The 19358-nt window shown below is 72.3% G+C and carries 17 protein-coding genes; 13 read left to right on the forward strand and 4 right to left on the reverse strand.

Annotated features, from left to right (window positions below; all coding sequences use genetic code 11):
• Positions 1-46: 46 nt before the first annotated feature.
• From QRX50_RS42075 to QRX50_RS42115, 9 genes are read left to right on the forward strand one after another with little or no spacing between them, the layout of a single operon-like run.
• Entirely contained in the window at positions 47-1033 is a 987-nt protein-coding gene (locus QRX50_RS42075) for an ABC transporter substrate-binding protein (protein WP_285968655.1), read from the forward strand.
• 12 nt (positions 1034-1045) lie between these two features.
• On the forward strand, positions 1046-1846 hold the full coding sequence (locus QRX50_RS42080) for an ABC transporter ATP-binding protein (RefSeq protein ID WP_285968656.1): 801 nt from the start codon (positions 1046-1048) through the stop codon (positions 1844-1846).
• A gap of 14 nt (positions 1847-1860) precedes the next feature.
• Positions 1861-2670, forward strand: a complete 810-nt coding sequence (locus tag QRX50_RS42085) for an ABC transporter permease (RefSeq protein ID WP_285968657.1) — start codon at positions 1861-1863, stop codon at positions 2668-2670.
• A gap of 4 nt (positions 2671-2674) precedes the next feature.
• Positions 2675-3472 carry an ABC transporter permease gene (locus QRX50_RS42090; protein WP_285968658.1) on the forward strand — a complete coding sequence of 266 codons (798 nt, stop codon included), beginning with the start codon at positions 2675-2677 and terminating at the stop codon, positions 3470-3472.
• A gap of 25 nt (positions 3473-3497) precedes the next feature.
• Positions 3498-5561, forward strand: a complete 2064-nt coding sequence (locus tag QRX50_RS42095; RefSeq protein ID WP_285968659.1) for a hydantoinase/oxoprolinase family protein — start codon at positions 3498-3500, stop codon at positions 5559-5561.
• On the forward strand, positions 5558-7300 hold the full coding sequence (locus QRX50_RS42100) for a hydantoinase B/oxoprolinase family protein (RefSeq protein WP_285968660.1): 1743 nt from the start codon (positions 5558-5560) through the stop codon (positions 7298-7300). The genes QRX50_RS42095 and QRX50_RS42100 overlap by 4 nt, the downstream gene beginning before the upstream one ends.
• Positions 7284-8645, forward strand: a complete 1362-nt coding sequence (locus tag QRX50_RS42105) for an MmgE/PrpD family protein (protein ID WP_285968661.1) — start codon at positions 7284-7286, stop codon at positions 8643-8645. The genes QRX50_RS42100 and QRX50_RS42105 overlap by 17 nt, the downstream gene beginning before the upstream one ends.
• A gap of 56 nt (positions 8646-8701) precedes the next feature.
• Positions 8702-9484, forward strand: a complete 783-nt coding sequence (locus QRX50_RS42110; protein WP_285968662.1) for a PaaX family transcriptional regulator — start codon at positions 8702-8704, stop codon at positions 9482-9484.
• 11 nt (positions 9485-9495) lie between these two features.
• The gene (locus tag QRX50_RS42115) at positions 9496-10479 is read left to right on the forward strand and encodes an amidohydrolase family protein (protein WP_285968663.1); all 984 of its coding nucleotides are present in this window, start codon (positions 9496-9498) and stop codon (positions 10477-10479) included.
• A gap of 26 nt (positions 10480-10505) precedes the next feature.
• Here QRX50_RS42115 and QRX50_RS42120 read toward each other — a convergent pair whose 3' ends face one another.
• Positions 10506-10826: a hypothetical protein gene (locus QRX50_RS42120; protein ID WP_285968664.1), complete on the reverse strand. Its 321-nt coding sequence runs from the start codon at positions 10824-10826 to the stop codon at positions 10506-10508.
• Between the two features lie 38 nt (positions 10827-10864).
• On the opposite strand from QRX50_RS42120, the gene QRX50_RS42125 reads away from it, so the two are divergent.
• The gene (locus QRX50_RS42125) at positions 10865-11149 is read left to right on the forward strand and encodes an SbtR family transcriptional regulator (protein WP_285968665.1); all 285 of its coding nucleotides are present in this window, start codon (positions 10865-10867) and stop codon (positions 11147-11149) included.
• A 34-nt stretch (positions 11150-11183) separates the two neighbouring features.
• Here the strand turns inward: QRX50_RS42125 and QRX50_RS42130 are convergent, their stop codons facing one another.
• Positions 11184-12338 (reverse strand): DUF1015 family protein, encoded by a 1155-nt coding sequence (locus tag QRX50_RS42130; protein ID WP_285968666.1) that lies wholly within the window; start codon positions 12336-12338, stop codon positions 11184-11186.
• A 112-nt stretch (positions 12339-12450) separates the two neighbouring features.
• Here QRX50_RS42130 and QRX50_RS42135 point away from each other — a divergent pair, with 112 nt between their 5' ends.
• Positions 12451-13974, forward strand: a complete 1524-nt coding sequence (locus QRX50_RS42135; RefSeq protein WP_285968667.1) for an MDR family MFS transporter — start codon at positions 12451-12453, stop codon at positions 13972-13974.
• Here QRX50_RS42135 and QRX50_RS42140 read toward each other — a convergent pair.
• Positions 13971-14861, reverse strand: a complete 891-nt coding sequence (locus QRX50_RS42140) for a TIGR03854 family LLM class F420-dependent oxidoreductase (protein ID WP_285968668.1) — start codon at positions 14859-14861, stop codon at positions 13971-13973. The two genes, QRX50_RS42135 and QRX50_RS42140, sit on opposite strands and share 4 nt — an antisense overlap.
• Before the next feature lie 511 nt (positions 14862-15372).
• Positions 15373-18117, reverse strand: coding sequence for an ATP-binding protein (locus QRX50_RS42145; protein WP_285968669.1), 2745 nt, complete (start codon positions 18115-18117; stop codon positions 15373-15375).
• A gap of 119 nt (positions 18118-18236) precedes the next feature.
• Here QRX50_RS42145 and QRX50_RS42150 point away from each other — a divergent pair, with 119 nt between their 5' ends.
• Complete coding sequence (locus QRX50_RS42150; RefSeq protein ID WP_285968670.1) at positions 18237-18839, forward strand: hypothetical protein; 603 nt, start codon at positions 18237-18239, stop codon at positions 18837-18839.
• A complete protein-coding gene (locus QRX50_RS42155; protein ID WP_285968671.1) occupies positions 18836-19357 on the forward strand; it encodes a YceI family protein in 522 nt (173 codons plus the stop codon). The genes QRX50_RS42150 and QRX50_RS42155 overlap by 4 nt, the downstream gene beginning before the upstream one ends.
• Position 19358: the final 1 nt, after the last annotated feature.

Consider the following 19358-nt stretch of genomic DNA (forward strand, 5'->3'; position numbering starts at 1 on the left):
TCCCCGCGTCCCGGTCTCCCCTCTGGACACAATCGAGGTCTCCCCCGTGCCATGGAAAACTCTCCGCCGGACCCGGCTCGCGTTCCCGGCTCTCGCTCTCGCCCTCGTCGCCACCGCGTGCGGCTCGGGTGGTGGTGGCGCCTCGGGCGGCGACACGATCACCCTCGGCCTGCCGGTGCAGGCCACCACGCTCGCGCCGGTCTACCTGGCCGACGACCTGAACCTCTGGAAGCAGCACGGCCTCACCGTCAAACCCGTCACGTTCAAGGGTGACGCCGAGCTCGCCAAGGCCGTGCTGTCCGGCGACGTCGACGTCGCGGTCGGCTCGCTCACCGGCCCGCTCACGGCCGAGGAAGCCGGCCAGGACGTGAAGGTCATCTACGGCGGCTTCGACATGACCGCCTTCGCCTGGTACGCCGTGCCCGAGATCCACACCGTGGCCCAAGGCAAGGGAAAGAACTGGGGCGTGACCACCATCGGCTCGTCCACCGACCTGCTCACGCGCTTCGCCGCGGCGAAGGCCGGCCTGGACCCCAACAAGGACATCAAGGTCGTGCAGGGCGGCGCTTCGGCGGCGCGCCTGGCGGCCATGAAGGCGGGCCAGCTGCAGGCCAACATCTTCACCGAGCCGCAGACGGTCTACGCGCAGAAGGAGGGCTACAACAAGATCCTCGACCTCAAGGACCTCGTGGACAGCTACCCGATGCACGTCACGTGGAGCAAGCCGGGCTTCGTCACCGACAACCCCGACCGCGCCAAGAAGTTCGTCGACACCCTGTCGCAGGCCATGAAGATGACCAAGGACCAGCCGGACGACGCGGTGAAGTCGATCGCGAAGAACCTCAAGATCAGCACCGACGACGCGAAGGCCAGCATGGCCGAGTGGATCGACCAGCTCTACCCCGACGGCCGCATGCCCTCGGCGAAGGCGATGGACGACTTCTGGCAGATGGGCCTGCAGGGCAAGGTGTTCGCGAAACGGCTGCCCGACTCGCAGTGGCTCGACACCCGCTTCCTGCCCAAGACCAGCTGAGCGGAGCACGAGATGGCAGACATCACCTTCGATCAGGTGCAGATCTCCTACGCCGGCAAGGGCGAGTCGTTCGTGGCGGTGAACGGGTTCGACGCGCGCATCGAAGACGGCGAGTTCGTGACGATCGTGGGCGCCAGCGGCTGCGGCAAGAGCAGCGTGCTGCTGGCCGCCGACGGCCTGCTGCGGCCCTCCGGCGGGCAGATCCGCATCGGCGAGAAGATCGTGAGCAAGCCCGGCCCCGATCGCGGGGTCGTGTTCCAGGACGCGTCGCTCATGCCGTGGCGCACGATTCTCGCGAACGTCGCGTTCGGACTCGAGATGCAGGGTGTCGACAAGGCGACGCGGCTGGACCGGGCCCGGCACTTCATCGAGCTGGTCGGCCTCGCCGGGCGTGAAGAGGCCCACCCGCATCAGCTTTCCGGCGGCATGCGCCAGCGGGTCGGCATCGCCCGCGCGCTGGCCACCGACCCCGAGGTGCTGCTGATGGACGAGCCGTTCGGCGCGCTCGACGCGCAGACGCGGGAGCTGATGGCCACCGAGCTGCTGCGGATCTGGGACCTGGATCGGAAAACGGTGCTGTTCGTGACCCACGGTATCGACGAGGCGGTGTTCCTCGCCGACCGGGTGCTCGTGATGGGCGGCAGCCCGAGCCGCGTGGTCGAGGTGATGGAGATCGACCTGCCGCGCCCGCGGGACGCCGCGGTGCGCGCGAGCGAGGCGTTCGGCAAGTACCGCACGCACCTGGCCGATCTGCTCTTCGGCGCCGGGGCCGGTGCTGGGAACACGGCCGCACCGGAATCGGTGACGCCATGACGCAGGGTCTGCGAATGCGACCGTCGCGTGTGGACGTCACCCCGCCGCCGAGCCGCGCGGTCGGGCTGCGCTGGGTACCCCCGATCCGGGCTCGATTCGTGCTCGGCAGCGTGGTCGTGGTGCTCGCGCTGTGGCAGCTCGCCGCCTCGATCGGCGTGGTCGACGTGCAATTCACCAGCACCCCGGTCGCGATCGTCCAAGCCGGCGGCGACCTCCTGAGCTCGGGTGAGCTGTGGGAGAACGCGCAGACGACGCTCGTCGAGTTCTTCACGGGCTTCCTGCTCGCCGTCGTGGTCGGCGTGCCGGTGGGCATGCTGATGGGCTGGAAGCTGCGGATCCGCCAGACGCTGGAGCCGGCGCTCGTCGCGCTCTACGTGACGCCGTCGCTCGCGTTGCTGCCGCTCGTGGTCCTCGCGCTGGGCATCGGCGAGGCGTCAAAGATCGCGATGGTCTTCATCGAGGCCGTGATCACGATCGCGGTGAACGCCATGGCCGGCATCCGCGAGACGGACCCGAAGCTCGTGCAGGCCGCGAGGGCGTTCTGCGCCGGCGGCGGCGCGATGTTCGGCAAGATCCTCTTCCCGAGCGCGCTGCCGACGATCATGGCCGGGCTGCGCCTGGGCGCCGGGCGCGGCGTGATCGCCGTGATCGTGGCCGAGCTCTATGGCGGCACGGACGGCGTGGGCCAGCTGATCTCCACGTACGGCCAGAACTTCGACGTCGCCCCGCTGCTGTTCCTGACCCTCGTGGTCGGGATCTTCGGGTACGTCGTGACCGCGTTACTGCGCGTGCTCGGCACCGCCGCGACGGCTTGGGAGAGGTGAACCGATGACCACCACCGTCAGTCCCACCAAGCGGCGCGTGCCGGAGAAGGCCATGCCGATCCTGCTTGGCGGCGGCTTCCTCGTGCTGGTCGCGATCCTGTGGCAGATCGCCGCGTGGGCCGGCCTCGTGAACCCGTTCCTCACGTCCTCCCCTGTGCTCATCGCGGGCTCGCTCGGCGACCAGATCGGCTCGGGCCTGTTGCTGCGCAGCCTCGGCACGAGCGCGCTGGAGCTGGTGATCGGCTTCGGGATGGCCGCGATCGTCGGCGTCGCGGTGGGACTGCTGATGGGCCGTTACCGCTACGTCGACTACGTGGTCGAGCCGTACGTGTGGCTCCTGTACTCCGCCCCGATCGTGGCCCTGTTCCCCTTGCTGGTGCTCATGTTCGGCCTCGGCAGCCCGACGGTCGTGGCCATCACGTTCCTGATGTCGGTGATCCCCGTGATCGTCAACTCCGCCCAGGGCGTGCGCAACGTCGACCCGAAGCTGATCCGCACCGCCGTGTCGTTCGGCGCGGGCGAGACGGCGTTGCTGCGCAAGGTGATCCTGCCCGCGTCGGTGCCGACGGTGATGGCCGGGCTGCGCCTGGGCGTGGGCCGCGGGCTCGTCGGTGTGGTCGTGGGCGAGTTCTTCGCGGGCGACGGCGGGATCGGCTACAACATCAGTTTCTTCGCCGGCCACCTCGGCACCACGGAGGTGCTCGCGTCGGTGTTCGTCGTGATCGTGGCCGGCGTCCTGCTCAACGTGGGCGCCCGCAAGCTCGAATCCCTCGCCGACTCCTGGCGCACCGAACTCCCCTGACCGCTTTCCAGGAAAGAGGTACCCCGTGAAGCAGATCGCCGCCGACATCGGCGGGACGTTCACCGACCTGACCGCCGTGGACGAGCACGGCGTCTTCAGCACCGCCAAGACCCTGACCACCCCGCACGACCACGCCGAGGGCGTGCTCGACGGCCTCGACAAGCTCGGCGCGCACCTGCCCGACACCGAGCTGTTCCTGCACGGCTCCACCATCGCGATCAACACCGTGCTGCAGCGCGCCGGCGCCGCCACCGCGCTGATCACCACCGAGGGCTTCCGCGACGTGTACGAGATCGGGCGCGGCAACCGCTCCGAGCCGTACAACCTGTTCTTCGGCAAGCCCGACCCGCTCGTGCCGCGACGGCTGCGCCGGGAGGTGCGCGAACGCGTGCTCGTGGACGGCAGCGTGCGCACCCCGCTCGACGTCGCGGCCGCGCGAGACCTGATCACCGAGCTGAAGTCGTCCGGCGTCCAGTCGGTGGCCGTCTGCCTGCTGCACGCGTATGCCAACCCGGAGCACGAGCTCGAGCTGGGCCGGCTGTTCACCGAGCTGTGGCCCGAGGCGTATGTGACGCTGTCGCACCAGATCATGCGCGAGTACCGCGAGTACGAGCGCACCTCGACCGCGGTGCTCAACTCCTACGTCGGCCCGGTCGTGTCGCGTTACCTCGACTCGCTGACCACGCGCCTGGAGGCCCGGGGCTTCCGCGGCCGGCTGCTCATCATGCAGTCCAACGGCGGCATCATGTCCGTCGACACCGCGCGGCAGAGCCCGGTGCGCATGATGGAGTCGGGTCCGGTCGCGGGTGTCATCGGCGCGTCCGCGCTGGCCGCCGGCCTCGACCTGCCGCGGCTGATCTCGTTCGACATGGGCGGCACCACGGCCAAGACCAGCCTGGTCAAGGACGGCCAGGTCGACATCAGCCCGGGCTACTTCATCGGCGGATACGCGACCGGGCACCCGATGGCGCTGCCCGTGGTCAACATCGTGGAAGTCGGCTCAGGCGGCGGCAGCATCGCGTGGGTCGACCCCGCGGGCGCGCTGAAGGTCGGCCCCGTCAGCGCCGGTGCGGCGCCCGGCCCCGCGTGTTACGGCCGCGGCGGCGACCGCCCGACGGTGACCGACGCGAACCTCGTCCTCGGCCGGCTCGGCGCGAGCCGGTTCCTCGGCGGTGAGATGCCGCTGGACCGCGCGGCCGCCGAAGCCGCGATCATGACGCACGTCGCCGAGCCGCTGGGCCTCGACCTGCTGGCCGCCGCGCGCGGGATCGTGACGATCGCCGACGCGCAGATGTCGCTGGCCGTGCGCGCGGTTTCGGTGGAGAAGGGCGAGGACCCGCGCACGTTCGCGCTCGTGGCGACCGGCGGTGCCGGGCCGCTGCACGCGGTGTCGATCGCGCGTGAGCTCACCATCGGCACGGTCGTGGTCCCCGTGCTGCCCGGGCAGTTCTCGGCCAAGGGCATGCTCTACTCCGAGGTGCGCCACGACCTCACGCGCACGCACCTGGCGAAGTTCGAACCATCCACAGTGGAGCAGTACGCGATCACGCTCAAAGCGCTCGGCGCCGAGGCGTGGGCGCGGCTGCGGGCCGACGTCGGCGAGCCGGCCACCGCGCCCGTGCTGCAGCACTTCCTCGAACTGCGTTACCAGGGCCAGGAGTTCACGATCCCCGTGCCGGTGCCCGAAGAGGGACTGTCCATTTCGAACCACGCGGCCGTGCGCGCGCTGTATGACGAGATGCACAACCGGCTCTACGGCCACCATGCGTCGGACGAGACGGTGGAGGCCGTCGGGGTCCGCACGGTGATCTCACTGCCGCTCGAAACGACCGCGGGCACCGCGGCCGAGGTCGAGACCGCCTCGGGCGAGCCGGAGCCGGTCGAGCACCGGCCCGTGGTGCTGCACGGCGGCGGCCCGGAGCCCGTGTCCTGTCCCGTCTACGACCGCGAGGCGCTGCGGCCCGGCCACCGGATCACCGGTCCCGCCGTGGTGCAGGAAGCCACGTCCTCGGTCGTGTTCTATTCCGGCGACGTGCTGACCGTCGCCGCCGACCTGTCACTCGTCGTCTCCGTGGGGAGCCCCGCATGACCATCGACCCCGTCACGCTCGAAGTGGTCCGCTGCGCGCTCGTGGCGTACTCCGACGAGATGGCCACCGCGCTGCGCCGCGCCGCCTACAACCCGATGATCTTCGAGGTCCAGGACTACTGCGTGGGCCTGGTGGACACCGAGGGCGAGCTGATCGCCCAGAACCTCGGCGGCCTGCCGATCTTCCTGGCCGACCTCGGCGTCTCCGTGGCCGACGGCATCGAGCGCCACGGCCTCGAAGGCTTCGAGCCCGGCGACGCGCTGGTGATGAACTACCCGTACGTCGCGGGCCAGCACCTCAACAACGTCGTGGTCTACACGCCGATCTTCGTCGACGGCAAAGTGGTGGCGTTCCCCGCGGTGCGCGCCCACTGGGTCGACATCGGCGGCTCGCGCATCGGCTTCGGCTCCACCGCCACCACCGACATCTACTCCGAGGGCCTGCAGCTGCGCTCGATCAAGGTGATGAAGGCCGGCGAGTGGGACGCCGACGTGATGCAGATCCTCAAGGACAACATCCGCATCCCGGAGTCGTCGCTGGGTGACCTGCGCGCGGCCATCGCGGCCTGCCGGCTCGGCGAGCGCCGCATCGCCGAGCTCGCCGAGCGCTACGGCCTCGACACGGTGATGGCGTGCATCACCGAGATGCGCGACCAGTCCGAACGCCTGTCCCGCCACGCGGTCGCGCAGATGGCCGACGGCGAGTACACGGCCTCGGCGTGGATGGACAACGACGGGCAGGACCTCGACAAGCGCATCACGCTCGACCTCAAGGTGATCGTGAAGGGCGAAGAGCTCACGATCGACTTCTCCGACATCAACGAGCAGGTCAAGGGTCCCCTGAACTCCGGCAAGTCGGGCGGCGTCGCGGCCGCACGGGTGGCGTTCAAGATGCTGACACTGCCGACGCACCCGGTCGACGAGGGGTCCTTCCGCAACCTGCACGTGGTGTTGCCGGAAGGAAAACTGCTCAACGCCAAATCCCCGGCCGCGCTGGGCCAGTGGAGCATCTCGCTACCGACGGTGGTCGACACGATCATCCGCGCGCTTGCCGACGCGTTGCCCGACCAGGTGCCGGCCGCGCACAAGGGCGACATGTCGGGCTTCACCTTCCACGGCATCGACGAGAAGACCGGCTCCCGGTTCGTGTGCCTCAACATCAACGGCGGCGGCTGGGGCGGGCGGCCCGTCGGCGACGGGCCGAGCGCGTGCGTGTCGGTGTGCCAGGGCGACGTGCGCAACATCCCCATCGAGATCCAGGAAGCGCGCTATCCCTTGGTGTTCACGCGCCACGAGCTGCGCGCCGACAGCGGCGGCGCGGGCCGCCACCGCGGTGGGCTGGGCCTGGAGATCGACGTGGAACCGCAGCAGGCGATGTTCACCAACATCGCCAACGAGCGCACGACCTGCCCGCCGTGGGGCCTGCGCGGCGGCCACTCGGGCGCGGTGAACGACACGATCGTCACGCAGCCGGGCGGGCAGCCGGAGCACGTGAAGAAGCACACCGGGCTGGCGTTGCAGGCGGGGTCGAAGGTCACCTTCCGCACCGCGGGCGGCGGGGGCTGGGGTTCGCCGTCGGAGCGGCCGGCCGGCGACGTCGCCGAGGACGTGCGCGACGGCTTCGTGACGGCCGAGGCCGCACGTGAGCTGTACGGCGTCGTGCTCACGGCCGACGGGCGGGTGGACGAGCCGGCGACCGGCCGGCTCCGGGCCACGCAGGCAGATGTCGCTCGTCGGTGAGCTCGCCGCGCGGGCGCACTCGGTCGGTTCCCGGCCGGTGCCGCCCGCGGTCCGGGCGGCTGCCCGGGCCCACCTGACCGACGCCGTCGGTGCCTTGATCGCCGGCCACACGACGCTGGCCGGCTCGGTGGCCGGGCTCGCGCGCACCCTGTCGGCCGAATACGGCGCCGCGCGGCGGACCGCCTTCCTCGGCGGGGTTTACGCCCACGGCTGGGAAGCGGGCGACATCCACCGCGGTTCGGTGCTCTGCCCGGGGTGTGTGGTGTTGCCGGCGACGCTGGCGGTGCTGCCCGCGGAGGCTTCCTCGGACGCCTACGAACGGGCGTTCCTGGCCGGCTACGAGGTCGCGCTGGCCGCGGCGGCCGCGATCGGAGGCGAGGCGCTGATCCGGCGGGGGTGGTGGCCGACGGCTCTGCTGGCCCCGCTCGGCGGTGCGGCCGCGGCTTCGGTGCTGCTCGACCGGCCGCTCGCCGTCACCGCGTCGGCGATCGCGCTGGCCGCACAGCACGCGGGCGGGTCGATCGCGGGTGCGACGGACCGGGCCGACGGCAAGTACCTGCTGGCCGGGTTCGCGGCGGAACGCGCGGTCACCGCGTTCCTCGCGGCCGACTCGGGCTGGACCGGTCCGCTCGACATCCTCGACGATCCGCGTTCGCCGCTGCGGCGTTCGGAAGCCGCGGTGCCGGAGCCGTTCCTGCTGCCGGAGACGAGCCTGAAGCCGCACGCGGGGGCGAAACACCTGCAGGGCGCGATCGACGCGGTGCTGTCGCTGCGTCCTGCGGGCGGCTGGCCCCCCTCGTCGGTGCGGCGGCTGAGGTGCCTGTTGCCGGCGCAGCTGGCCGGGATCGTCGATCGGCCGCCGCCGTTCGGCTCGGCGCTGAGCGCGTTGGGCAGTGCCCAGTTCGTGCTGGCCACCTCAGCCCTGCGGGGGCACTGCACGCCGTGGGACTTCGAGGACGGCGCACTGCACGACGAGGCCGTGCTGGAGCTGGCCCGGGTGGTCGAGGTCGGGTCGGCGGACGACCTCACGGCCGCGTATCCCGCCAAGTGGGGCGCGCGGGTGGAGATCACCACCGTGTCGGGCAAAGCATCGGCGGATCGGCTCGACGCACGGGGTGACCCGGGCAACCCGTTGCCGGACAACGAGATCGTCGGCAAGTTCGGCACGCTGGCCGGGCGCGAGCTGGGCGCGGCACGGGCCCGGATGGTCGCGGAGTCGTTGCTGGGCCCGGATCCCTCGACGGTGTCGGTGCTGCGCGAGCACGTGCTGCCGTTGCTCGGGCGTACGTTCGTCAGGTCACCGGAGAACGCCGCGGCGGGCGCGAGAACAGGGGGTTCGTCCTGACCACCGACCGACCCGCACCCGACCTGAGCCGCGCGCCGACGCCGCAGACGGTGCTGATGACGATGCTCGGCCGCTACTGCCTCGAGGAGAACCCCGAGATCGCGACCGCCGGGTACATCGACGTGCTCGCGCGGATCGGCGTGTCCGCGCACGCCACGCGGCTCACCGTGTCGCGGATGACCGAGCGCGGGCTGCTGGAGCGTTCCCGGCAGGGCCGCGCGGCGTACTTTCGCGCGTCGGAAGTCGGACTGCGGGTGGTGCGCGTGCAGCAACAGCGGACGTTCCACGACACGGGCGAGGAGCCGCAGCCGCCCGGCGCGTGGACGGTCCTGTGCTTCTCGCTTCCGGAGACGCACCGCAAGGAACGCCACCTGCTCCGGCGGAGCCTGGCGTGGGAGAGCTTCGGCCTGCTGCGCGACGGCGTCTGGCTCGCGCCGGGCGAGCGCGACGTGTCGGCGATCCTCGCGCAGCTGCCCGGCGCGGGTGTCGACCAGCACGTGGAGGTGTTCACGGCGTACCCGAAATTCGACGACGTGCAGGGGATGATCTCCCGTACCTGGCACCTCGACGAGCTGGCCGCGCGCTACGACCGGTTCCTGCGGTCGTGGGACGTGCCCGACCCCGTGCCCGAGGCGCTCGACGACCTGGGCCGCGACCTGATCCTGGCGTCGGCCTGGCGCCAGCTGCTGCGCGAAACCCCGCGCCTGCCCGCCGAGCACCTGCCGGGCGACTGGCCGGCCGCGCGCTGTCACGAACTGTTCCGCACCCTGCACGAGAGCTACCGTCCCGATGCCGACCGCCTCTTCGCCGGCATCCTCGCCGAACACCGGATGAGCTGAGGAGAATTTCGATGCGCGTGGTGGACACCCACTTCCACTGGTTCCCCCGGTCCCACTTCGAAACGATGGCGGGTCGCGGCTCGTTTCCCCGCACCGAACGCGTGGGCGACGGCTACCGGTACCTGTACAACGAGGGCCGCGGCTTCATCCCCCTGCCGGCCGTCTGGTTCGACCTCGACGCGGGCTTCGCGGCGGCGACTGCCGCCACCGGCCCGGAAACTGTCGTGGTCTGCACCACCGGCGTGCTGGCTGGGATGCTCGACCAGATGCCGGCGGACGAAGCGCTGGACGAGGCGCACGCGTACAACGAGGAAATCGCTCGCGCGCAACGCCTGCACCGCGGCCGGTTCTTCGGCACGGCCGCGATTCCGCTGCAGGACACGGCCACGGCGCTGAAGGTGCTGGACCACGCGGTGGGTTCCCTCGATTTGCGCGGGGTGAACCTGCCTTCGATGATCGGCCCGGAAACCGTGGATGCTTCGCGGCTGGAGCCGTTCTACGCGCGCGTCGCGGAATTCGGCGTGCCCCTCATCGTGCACCCGACGGACCTCGCCTTCAACGAGGTCCTCACCGGCTACGCGGACGGCATCCAGCGGTCCATCGGCCGCCTCCTCGACTCCAGCGTGACAGTGCTGCGCCTCATCTTCAGCGGCATCATGGAACGCCACCCCTCGCTGCGCGTCGTCCAGACCCACGCCGGCGGCCTGCTCCCCTACCAGGCCGGGCGCATCGACAAGAACGCCCGCATCGAAGGCCTGCCACGCCTGCCTTCCGAGTACCTGAAACGCGTCTTCGTCGACACCGTCGCCCCCCAGTCGCTGACCATCCGCACGGCCCTGGAGTACTACGGCCCCGACAACATCCTCTACGGCACCGACCACCCGTGCTGGAGCCCCCACGCGGCCGTGTCGATCCTGGACGAGTCCGCCTTGTCGGACGAGGTGCGGACGAAGATCTACTCGACGAACGCGGAGTCGGTCTTCAGGCTGACGTGAGTCCGCTGTGGACTCTCGGACTCTCGTCAGGGTTCCAGGTCGGCCTGGTGCTCGGTTCCGGTGTCGAAGTAGGTCGTCACGTAACCCTGGGGTTCCAGAGGGCTGTCCCGGGCAGGGAAAACCTCCGCACCCGATCCGAGCTCACCGGCCTCACCGAGGGCATACGCCTGGGCGAGGTGGCGGTGGGTCACGTCGTTCTCCTCGGCATACCGCGCGGCCTCGCGCTGTGCGACCTCGACGGCCTCCGCCGGCCCGGCCGCGCGCCACAACGTGATCCGCTCCTCGAACGGCGCCCCGGCTGCCCGCTCCCACTGGAACACGCACCGAACCGCGTACCACTCGGACATTGCCCGCTCCCTCGGATCTCAGAGCCACCAAGCGCGGCATGCTGGACACCCTTCGCGGCAGCTTCGCCGCCGGACGCATCGCGCCCCACACACGAGAACGCGTCACCGCCGCCTTCCGGACCATCCTCGAGAGCGGGGTGAAGGCCGGCACCCTCCGCGCGGACGTCAACGCCGAAGACGCCACCACCCTGCTGCACGGCGTCTTCCTGGCGACGGTCGACGGCGACGGACCCGAACGCTCCCACCGCCTGCTCGACCTCATCGCCGACGCGGTGCGAGCTCCGGGCATCGGACACCCCGACGGCGCACCGGATCCCGGCTGAGGCGTTCGCGCACAGCCGCTTCGCTCCCGAACGCTCAGATCTCCGCCAGAATCAGCCCACCCCGAGGTTTCGGGGTGAAGTACGTCGCCTTCCGCGGCATGCGCTGGCCGGCCGCGTGGACCTTCAGCACGGTCGAGAACTCCACCGGAGCCAGTTGCACCATCGCGTCGGCATCAGCCGGTGCCGGGCGGCCCGCCGGCAACGGCTGCACATGCGGGCCGTCCAGATCCACCCCGAGGGCCTCACCCAACAGCAGCCGCTCCACCACGGCGTGATCGATCGTCAGCTCATCGGCCGGCGGCAGCACCACCCGCAGGAAAGACGGCCGCGCCAGCACCACCACCGAACCCGAAACCGCGGGCGGAGTGCCGTCGACGACCTCCGACACCTCCAGCCCGACCCCACGCCAAGCCGCGGCCAGCGCATCGGACGTCAGCCCCGTCCCGGTCAGCACCCGGTGAATCGCCCCGATCCGCAACCGCGGCCCGCCGGTCACCAGAGCCAGCAGCGAACCCGTCCGCGCAGCCGCCGCGACCCGGTGGTTCCCGTCGGCCACCAGGAGGTCCGCGGCCGACGCGGCCCCCACCAAACGTGCCTGCAACGTCCCCGACGGAACCACCCACAGCTCGTGCCGGCGTCCCGACTGGTCCACAGTGGACACATCCGGCAGCCCCAGCCCCGCGCACGCCGCCTCCACCGCCGCGGTCAGCGCCTCGCCGCCGGACGAAGGCACGAGCAGCGCCGCGCTCGTGGCGGTACCCAGCCCCGCCAGCACCGCGGCCCGCTCGGCCACCACGTGCGGGTACACCTCCTCCGTGTGCCGCACATGGGACCCACCTGCCGTCAGCTCGCGGACGTCGACCAGGCACAGCACCCCCACCGCGACCCCGTCCGGGCCCGAGATGCGGTACGGCGCGACGAACCCCGCCACCGACCGGTAGTGCCGCGCCCGGATGCGGGCCAGCGCGGCCCGCGCGGAAGGCAATGCGGCGGCCATGTCGAGGCCGCGCGCGAGAGCCGCCGGCGTGCGAGCCGGGTGCTGCACCGCCAGCAGCGTGTCGCCCGCGGCGCCGGGGGACGCGAGGGCCGTGACCACCGCATCGGGCTCCGCGAACTCGTCGACGTCCGGGCCCGGCACCTCGCCGCGCACCACCCACCCGCGGCGGATCGGCCGCACCCACGTGTCCATCCCCTCATCATGGCTGGCCCGCCAAGGCTGTCCGACAGTCACTCATTCGTGAAATGCTTACCGTTGCGAAACAGTTGTCCCGGCCCCTGGGAACCCCGAGGAGACCCCGCCGATGAGCACCCCCGCCGAGACGCCGGCGCCCACGAAGAAGGCCGTCGGCCTGCGCTCCGAACGCGGGCCGGTGCTCGCGGCGGTGATGCTGAGCACCGGGCTGGTCGCGCTCGACAGCACGATCATCGCCACGGCCGTGCCCTCGGTCGTCGGCGACCTCGGCGGGTTCTCGCAGTTCCCGTGGCTGTTCTCGGTCTACCTGCTCACCCAGGCGGTCACCGTGCCGCTCTACGGCAAGTTCGCCGACGTCCTCGGCCGCCGGCCGGTGATGTTCTTCGGCATCGCCGTGTTCCTGCTCGGCTCGGTGCTGTGCGGCGCGGCCTGGAGCATGCCGGTGCTCATCGCCGCGCGCGCACTGCAGGGCGTCGGCGCCGGGGCCGTACAGCCGATCAGCATGACGATGGTCGGCGACCTGTACACCGTCGAGGAACGCGCCCGCGTGCAGGGCTACGTGGCCGGTGTGTGGGCCGTCGCGTCCGTGCTCGGCCCGACACTGGGCGGCGTGTTCTCCGAGTTCCTGAGCTGGCGCTGGATCTTCTTCGTGAACCTGCCGCTGGGCGCGATCGCCGCCTGGATGCTGTACCGCAAGTTCGCCGAACGCGTCGAACGCACGCGCCACCGCATCGACTACGCGGGCGCCGGCCTGCTCATCAGCGGCTGCACGCTGCTGATCCTCGGGCTGCTGGAAGGCGGCGTGGCCTGGGGCTGGGGCTCGGTGGTGGGCGTGCTCATCTTCGTCGCCTCCGCGGCGGCGCTGATCGGGTTCGTGCTGGTCGAACGTCGCGCGGCCGAGCCCGTGCTGCCGCTGTGGGTGTTCACGCGGCGCACCCTCGTGGGCGGCACGCTGGTCGCCCTCGTCGTCGGCGCGACCCTGATGGGGCTCAGCTCGTTCCTGCCGACCTACGCGCAGGGCGTGCTCGGCCACGACGCCCTCACGGCCGGGTTCGCCCTGGCCGCGCTCACCGTCGGCTGGCCGATCGCCGCGTCGCTGTCTGGGCGGCTCTACATGCGGATCGGGTTCCGCGACACCGCGTTGATCGGCGCAGGGCTCATCGTCGTCGGCGTAGTGCTCACCACGCTGCTCGGCGAGCACACCTCGCTCTGGAGCGTGGCCGGCGCCGCGTTCGTGGTCGGCGCGGGCCTCGGCCTGGCGTCGAGCCCCACGATCGTGGCCAGCCAGTCGAGCGTCGGCTGGGAACGCCGCGGCGTGGTCACGGCCACGAACATGTTCGGCCGTTCGCTGGGCAGCGCGATCGGCGCGGCGGTGTTCGGCGCGATCGCCAACGCCACCCTCGCCGACCGCTTCGCCCACCCGCCCGCCGCGGTCGCCGGGCGCCTGCCCGACAGCGCCGACGCGACCAGCCTGGTGCTCGGCCAGAACGATCACTCGGCGGCCGCGGAGTACGTCCGCGAGTCACTGACGGGCGCCACGCACAACGTGTTCGTGGCGATCGCCGCCGTCGCCGCGCTCAGCCTCGTCGGACTGGCCCTGATGCCGCGCAAGACGGAGCAGCTCAAGTTCTAGTTCTGGAGCGGCAACAGCTCGCGGTGGAGACCGTCGAGGAACCGCTGGTAGTCGCCCGAATGCCCGGGCCGGATCACGAACTTCGACAGCCCCGCGTCGATGTGCTGCTCCAGCAGGCGCCGCGCTTCGGCCCAGCTCGTGGCCACGAGTTCGGTCACGGGCGTGCCGGGCCGGCGCTTCGCGGCGACCTCCAGCATCCGGTCGGGCATCCCCTCGCTCGCCACGAGCAGGCTGAGGCCGAAGTGGTCGGGCTCGATCTCGCGCCCGGCCTCGGCCGCGGCGTCCTGGATCGCGATGCGCGCGGCCCGCGCCTGCTCGGGTGAGTGGAAGCTGCCGAGCCAGCCGTCGGACAGCCGCCCGGCGCGACGCAACGCGGCGGGCGCGCTGCCGCCGAGCCACACGTCGAGGCGCTTGGCCGGGCGCGGCCCGATCGTCACACCGTCGGCCTGGTAGAACTCGCCGGCGAACTGCACGTCGTCCTGCTCCAGCAGCAGCCGCAGCAGGGTGAGAGCCTCGTCGAAGACCGCCGCGCGCGGACCCGGCACGTTGAACAACGCGTGCTCGGCCGCGTTCGCCGGCCGCAGCCCGAACACCGGCAACACACGCTTCGGCGCCAGCCCGGCCAGCGTCACCAACTGCTTCGCGACGAGCACGGGATGACGGCCGGGCAAGATCGCGACACCCGTGCCCACCTTGAGCTTCGTGGTGCGCGCGAGCGCGTGCGCCATGCCGACCAACGGATCGACCTCCGGCGCGTACACGAGCTCCGAAAGCCACAGCGAGTCGACTCCGGCCGCCTCCAGCGTCTCCGCCAGCCCCGCGAACTCCGCGGGCCCGGTCCCCGGCGCCGGCGCCACCCCCACCCGGATCTTCAGTTCCTCGCCCACCCGTGCTCCTTCCGCAGTCGTCCTTGGGCCAACGTCCTCGGGGCCGCCCGGTATGCCCGCAGGAAGAAGGCCCCCTCCCGGATGGGGGCCGGAAGAAGGCCTTCTGCCCGGTGGGGCCGGTGTCCACGCCGGCCGGGTTCCGAGCCCGCTCATCGTGGAAGAGGGGCATACAAGAGCCGTATATATTGCTGTGTTTTTGGCCTCGGCTCCGCCGAGGCGTGCGAGATCGCCTCGCGCCGGGGTCGCCCTCGGCAGGGTGAGTTGGGTGGGAATGTGCAGTTGGGTCGTGGGCGGCCAGACGTGAGTGGGCAGGAGGTGGCCGGCCCGGAGGTGGCCAGCAGGAAGTGAGCCAGCTGGAGGCCAGCGGGCAAAGCCGGCCGGCACGAAGCAGGGCAGCAGGAGCAAGCAGGCACAGGCGGCCGGCACGACGCACGCCAGCAGGAGGCGAGCGGGCGGAGGTCGCGAGCCGGGGCGGGCCGGCGAGGGATGGGCGGGGTGGTCGGGTGGGTGGTTAGCCACCGCCGCGGTGGGACCAGGCGGCGATTTCGGTGCGGTTGGCCAGGGCGAGCTTGGCCAGGATGCTGCGGACGTGGCTTTCCACCGTGCGTTCGGAGACGACGAGGCGCTCGGCGATGGCCCGGTTCACCAGCCCGTCGGCGACGAGGCCGGCGATCTCGCGTTCACGTGGCGTCAGGGGTCCGGTCGTGGTCAGCCGGGTCAGCAGCGCCTGGGCCTCGGCCGCCGTGCCGGGCATTGCGAGCCGGTGGGCTTCGTCGAGGGCCTGGCGCGCCAGGGAGCGGGCGCGGGCGGTCTCGCCGAGGGTGGCGAGCACCGTGGCCAGCCGCAGGCGGTTCTGCGCGACGAACGGCCGGGCGCCGACCCGGACGTTCGCGGCGATCGTGGTCTCGAACAGCCGCGCGGCTTCCTCAGGCCGGCCGAGTACCACGGCGAGGCGGGCCCGCCAGCTCGTGCCGCAGTCGCTGCAGTAGACGCCCGCGCCGCCTGACAGCACGCGCTCGTCAGCCCGCAGCACGGGCTCGAGGAAGCGGGCCGTCTCGACGTCGCCGAAGGCCTCCACCAGCACCACCAGGTTCGGCCCCACCCCGCTGGACCGCAGGTCGAAGCCGTCCTGCCGCGCGAGGTGGCGCACGGCCTCGTACCCCGCGAGCGCCGCCTCGCGCTCCCCGCGGACGACGTGCACGAGCGGCCGCGACACCACGGCGATGGGCAGGCTCGGCACGGTGGCGAGCACCTCGTCGTAGTGCTCGTCGATCTCGGAGACGTCGCCGGTCACGAGCGCGAGCTGCAGGCTGAACGCCGAAGACATGCCGAGCGCCGAGCGGTCGTCCACCAGCTCGGCCAGAGCCAGCTCCCTGGCCTGCCGGTTCAGCTCACGCGCCTCGGCGAACGCGCCGCGGAACGCGAGCAGCGACGTGCGCAGCCGCAGGTCGTGCCAGCGCACCAACGGCAGCCGGGTCGTCGCCGCGAGCGCCGTGACGGCCGTGAGCTCGTGGTCGACCACGGCCATCGCCCCGGTCTCGAGCGCGGCGTCGATGCGCCACTTGTGGCCCCACAGCGCGGAAAGCGGCTGCCGGTCGCCGAAGCGCACGGCCAGGGAGCCGAGCCGCAGCCGGTCGTCGAGCGGCAGCTCGATCGGGAGAACCTTGAACCGCGCGCGCACGGCGTCGAGCAGAGCCTCGTCGTCGGTGCCGTGTTCGGCGAGCGCGAGCGCTTCGTCGGCCAGGCGCCGGGCCTCGCCGGTGTGCCCGACGTCGGCGGCGACCGACGCGACCTGCGCGAGCAGCCGGGCGCGCAGGGCTTCGGGCAGCTGCGCGCCGAGTGCCGTGTCGGCGAGTTTTCCCAGCCGGGGCAACAGCTCCGGCGCGGAGAGGTCCCGCACGACGAGTGCCGCGGCCGCGAGCGTCTCCGGAGTTTCCGCGCGCTCGGCCGCCTGCTCCGCGTGGTCCAGGGCCGGGCCGAACCGGCCCGAGCGGTACTCGGCCGTGGCGAGGTCGATGAGCAGCTCGGCGAGCCCGCCGGTCCGGCCCGCTCGCCGTCGGGCCTCCACGGCGAAGGTCAGAAACCTTGCTGCCTCGGCGAAAGCCAGCGCCCGCGTCGCCTCGCGCGCGGCGACCACGGCCCAGTCGGCGGCGCGGCCCAGCGTCACCGGGTCGGCGGCCGACCGCAGCCAGTGCGCCGCGACGACCCCGGCGTGGGCGGGATCGGCTTCGGCTCGCGGGGCCAGCGCCAGCGCCGCCTGGGCGTGCAGCGCCTCGCGCACACCCTGGTCGAGGTCCTCGTAGACGCCGTCGCGCACCACAGCGTGCGCGAACCGCCGCCGCCCGGCCGCGACGGGCACGAGCACACCCGCGCGCACGACGTCGTCCAGCAGCGGCACGACCTCCGCGACCGGCCGGCCCGCGACGTCCGCAACCACGCCGCAGTCCACCTCCTCCCCCAGCACCGCCGCCACCGCGACCAGCTCACGGACCTCCGGCGCGAGCCCCGCCACCGACGTCCGCACGAGGTGGCGCAGCTCGGCGCGTCCGCCGCCGGACCCGGCCGACCGTGCGACCGCCCGCAGGTAGAGGGGGTTGCCGCCGGAGCGGCGCAGCGCGTCGCGCACCTCGACGTCGCCGACAGCCGCGCCGGCCACCTCGGTGAGGTATCTACGCACGTCGGACTCGGCCAGCGGCGCGACCGTCACGGCGTGCGTGGCGGGGCCGCCGAGCAGCCCGGGCAGCGTCTCGTCGAGCGTGGGGCCGGTGTCGCGGTAGGTCGCGAGCACCACCAGCCGCGAGCGGCGCAGCTCGCCGGCGAGGTGGCGCAGCAGCCGCAACGACGCCTCGTCGGCCCAGTGCAGGTCCTCCAGCACCACCACGAGACCGCCGGGCTCAGCCGCGGCGACGAGGGCGTCGGATGCCGTGGCGACGAGCCGGAACCGCGCCGCGACGAGGTCCGTACCGGCGCGTCCGTCCAGGTCGGCGACCGCTCGGGCGACCTCGGCGCCCGCCGTGGGCAGGGCCGACAGCACGCGGCGCCACGGCCACAGCGGCGGCGCGCCGGGATCGTCCACGCAGCGGCCCCACACGGTGGCGAGGCCCTCGGTCGCGGCCTCGGCGAGCGTGGTCTTGCCGATGCCGGCGGGCCCGCCTAGCAGCACGAGGGCACCCGTGCCCGCCGCGCCGGCCGCGAACCGGCCGCGCAGGTCGGCGAGCACCCCGGCCCGGCCGACGAACGGCACGGAGCCTGTCACGCAGGCCAGTATGCGCCCGGTTTCAGTGGTCCGTCTGCGTACTGGCACTGATGCCCGGAACGCCCGGGCGGGGAGAAAGTGGCCTCGTCGAACTTCCCACCCCAGGCCGAAGGAGCAGCATGTACGCCACCGTCCACCAGTTCCGGCGGAACACCGCCACCGAGAGCGGCGACTGGGGCCGGGCCCTCGCCGCGGAGCTGCACCCCGGCCCCGCGCCCCTCGGCGGGTGCGTGCTCGGCCAGGTCGCCGGCGTGCTCGGCGCGGCCGTCGCGTTCTGGCCCGACGCCGCGTCGGCACACGAAGCCGCCGCGCACACCGGCCCCGGCACCACCTGGCTCGACACCGACGTCTACGAGGTCGTGTCCGCCGAGTTCGCCCCTGGCCCGCCGAGCTACGCCCAGGCCAGCCGGTTCGCCGGTCCGCGCGACGAGGCGCAGGTCCGCGCCGAGGACTTCGCGGGCCGCGAGCGCATCTGGCCCGCCGCCCGGCAGGTGCCGGGCATCGGTCCCGTGTTCGTGCTGCGCGCCGAAGACGGCGCGGGGCTCGTGCTCGGGTTCGCCGAGTCCGTCGCCGCGATCGAAGCCGTCCAGAAAGCGGTGCTGAGCACCGAGCTGCTGCCGGGCGAGGACCCGGCGTTGCTGACCGGTCCCGAGCGAGTCGACCTGCACCGCGTTTTCCACCACACCCTGCCCGCATCCGTCACCACCGGAGGTATCCGATGAGCACCCCCACCACCGCCCGTCTGCGTCCCGGCACCTGGACCGTCCACACCGGACGGACGTCGGCCACGTTCACCGTGCGCAAGCTCGGTTTCCACCTCGTGCACGGCACGATCCCCGTCCGGTCCGCGACGGTGCACGTGAACACCGCCGGCACGCCGACCGCCCTGCGCGCGGAGCTCGACCTGTCCGCGATCGACACGGGCAACCGCCGCCGCGACCGCGACCTGCAGAAGTCCCAGTGGCTCGACTGTGGCACGGAACCGACGATGACCTTCGCGTCGGGCGACATCAGCAGGTGCTCGGAAGGCTGGGCGGCGCAAGGGTTCCTGAGCCTGCGCGGCACCACGTGCCCGCTCACGCTCACCGTCGAGCGGCCCGCCGACACCGGCCACGACGCGGTGCGGCTGAAGGCCCGCGCGACGCTCGACCGGGCACCGCTCGGGATGGGCGCGCCGCGCGCGATCGTGGGGCGCTACCTGGAAATCGGCATCGACGCGGTGCTGGTGGCACCGCGCTGAG

Origin of the sequence: Amycolatopsis sp. 2-15, assembly GCF_030285625.1 — a bacterium.
Taxonomy (GTDB): Bacteria; Actinomycetota; Actinomycetes; order Mycobacteriales; family Pseudonocardiaceae; genus Amycolatopsis; species Amycolatopsis carbonis.

Bases quoted from the DNA above. Each gene is read 5' to 3' on its own strand.
- QRX50_RS42110 (WP_285968662.1), top strand. From the start codon at position 8,702: ATGACGATGCTCGGCCGCTACTGCCTCGAGGAGAACCCCGAGATCGCG.
- QRX50_RS42125 (WP_285968665.1), top strand. From the start codon at position 10,865: ATGCTGGACACCCTTCGCGGCAGCTTCGCCGCCGGACGCATCGCGCCC.
- QRX50_RS42155 (WP_285968671.1), top strand. From the start codon at position 18,836: ATGAGCACCCCCACCACCGCCCGTCTGCGTCCCGGCACCTGGACCGTC.
- QRX50_RS42105 (WP_285968661.1), top strand. From the start codon at position 7,284: ATGTCGCTCGTCGGTGAGCTCGCCGCGCGGGCGCACTCGGTCGGTTCC.
- QRX50_RS42115 (WP_285968663.1), top strand. From the start codon at position 9,496: ATGCGCGTGGTGGACACCCACTTCCACTGGTTCCCCCGGTCCCACTTC.
- QRX50_RS42100 (WP_285968660.1), top strand. From the start codon at position 5,558: ATGACCATCGACCCCGTCACGCTCGAAGTGGTCCGCTGCGCGCTCGTG.
- QRX50_RS42135 (WP_285968667.1), top strand. From the start codon at position 12,451: ATGAGCACCCCCGCCGAGACGCCGGCGCCCACGAAGAAGGCCGTCGGC.
- QRX50_RS42090 (WP_285968658.1), top strand. From the start codon at position 2,675: ATGACCACCACCGTCAGTCCCACCAAGCGGCGCGTGCCGGAGAAGGCC.
- QRX50_RS42150 (WP_285968670.1), top strand. From the start codon at position 18,237: ATGTACGCCACCGTCCACCAGTTCCGGCGGAACACCGCCACCGAGAGC.
- QRX50_RS42080 (WP_285968656.1), top strand. From the start codon at position 1,046: ATGGCAGACATCACCTTCGATCAGGTGCAGATCTCCTACGCCGGCAAG.
- QRX50_RS42130 (WP_285968666.1), bottom strand. From the start codon at position 12,338: ATGGACACGTGGGTGCGGCCGATCCGCCGCGGGTGGGTGGTGCGCGGC.
- QRX50_RS42120 (WP_285968664.1), bottom strand. From the start codon at position 10,826: ATGTCCGAGTGGTACGCGGTTCGGTGCGTGTTCCAGTGGGAGCGGGCA.
- QRX50_RS42085 (WP_285968657.1), top strand. From the start codon at position 1,861: ATGCGACCGTCGCGTGTGGACGTCACCCCGCCGCCGAGCCGCGCGGTC.